This window comes from Pseudomonas chaetocerotis, from assembly GCF_015712105.2.
Lineage (GTDB): Bacteria > Pseudomonadota > Gammaproteobacteria > Pseudomonadales > Pseudomonadaceae > Aquipseudomonas > Aquipseudomonas chaetocerotis.
Genome location: NZ_JACFYX020000035.1, coordinates 1 through 1,229, shown reverse-complemented (window position 1 = coordinate 1,229; position 1,229 = coordinate 1). Strand labels below are relative to the sequence as shown.

The 1,229-nt window shown below is 48.7% G+C and carries 1 protein-coding gene; it reads left to right on the top strand.

Annotated features, from left to right (window positions below; genetic code table 11):
* Nucleotides 1-8 precede the first annotated feature (8 nt).
* Complete coding sequence (locus H3221_RS25520) at nucleotides 9-1,040, top strand: methyl-accepting chemotaxis protein (protein WP_371040332.1); 1,032 nt, start codon at nucleotides 9-11, stop codon at nucleotides 1,038-1,040.
* Nucleotides 1,041-1,229 lie beyond the last annotated feature (189 nt).

Below are 1,229 nucleotides of genomic sequence, written 5' to 3'. Positions count from 1 at the left end.
CCACTTTAATGTCAGGAAGCTTAAGCTCTGTTAGTGTTTTGGCTATTCTCTCTCCTCTTGGAAGACTGGTTGAAAGAGCCAGGAATATTTCCAATAACCCATTAAGTCAATCCCTCTACACTGGGCGCACCGATGAGTTTGGCCAAATAGAGTTTGCTTTACGAATGATGCAAGCTGAAACAGGCGCCATAGTAGGTCGCATAGGTGATGCATCAAATCGGCTTAGCGAACACACCCGAGGCCTACTAAAGGATATTGAGTCAAGCAATGTACTTACAGTTGAGCAGCAGGCAGAGACAGATCAAATAGCAACGGCAGTAAACCAAATGGCGGCAAGCATTCAAGAGGTTGCGAGCAATGCACAGCATGCTGCAGATGCGGCCGGAAGAGCAGACACTGAGACGGCATCTGGCCAGCGTCTGGTAGCCCACACAAGCCAGTCAATCACTGCCCTTGAAGGTGAAATTAGGCAAGCCGCTCAGGTTATTCATGAGCTTGAAGGTCAAAGTAACGAGATATCAAAAGTTCTTGACGTTATACGAGGGATCGCCGAGCAAACGAATTTGTTGGCACTCAACGCAGCAATTGAGGCCGCGCGTGCTGGTGAGCAGGGGCGTGGTTTTGCTGTTGTCGCCGATGAGGTTCGCAGTCTTGCTGCTCGCACACAGCAATCGACAACGGATATTCAAAGCATGATCAGCGCTCTACAAGAGCGAGCGCAATCCGCTGTTACAGTCATGGAGCAAAGTAGTCGGCAAGCGCACACGAGTGTAGCTCACGCAGAGGAAGCAGCTACAGCTCTTGATGGAATTGGCCAACGCGTTAACGAAATTACCGACATGAACGCGCAAATAGCGACTGCGGTCGAGCAGCAGGGAGCAGTAAGTGAAGACATAAACCGCAGTATTATCAATATACGCGATGCTGCTGATACCAATGTACAGACCGGGCAGAATAATTTGCAAAGTGCGAAATTTGTCGCTCAGTTAACTAGCGCTCTGAGCGAACTGGCAAAACAGTTTTGGGAAAAACGAGGATAACGCTTTTCAGTATCTCGACAGGGATAACTTACTTTACCATCGGTTATCCCTTTTAGCCGCACAAATTTTAGCCATGGCTTTTCAGGAAGTCAGGGCTATCAGAATGGCCTTAGAAAGCCTAGTCAAAGAGCTGTCACGAGAACACCGTTAGCTTAGCGTACGATTTTTTCCGAATTCTGCGGTTCCCCC

Coding starts and splice junctions, on each gene's coding strand:
- H3221_RS25520 (WP_371040332.1), top strand. CDS start 9: ATGTCAGGAAGCTTAAGCTCTGTTAGTGTTTTGGCTATTCTCTCTCCT.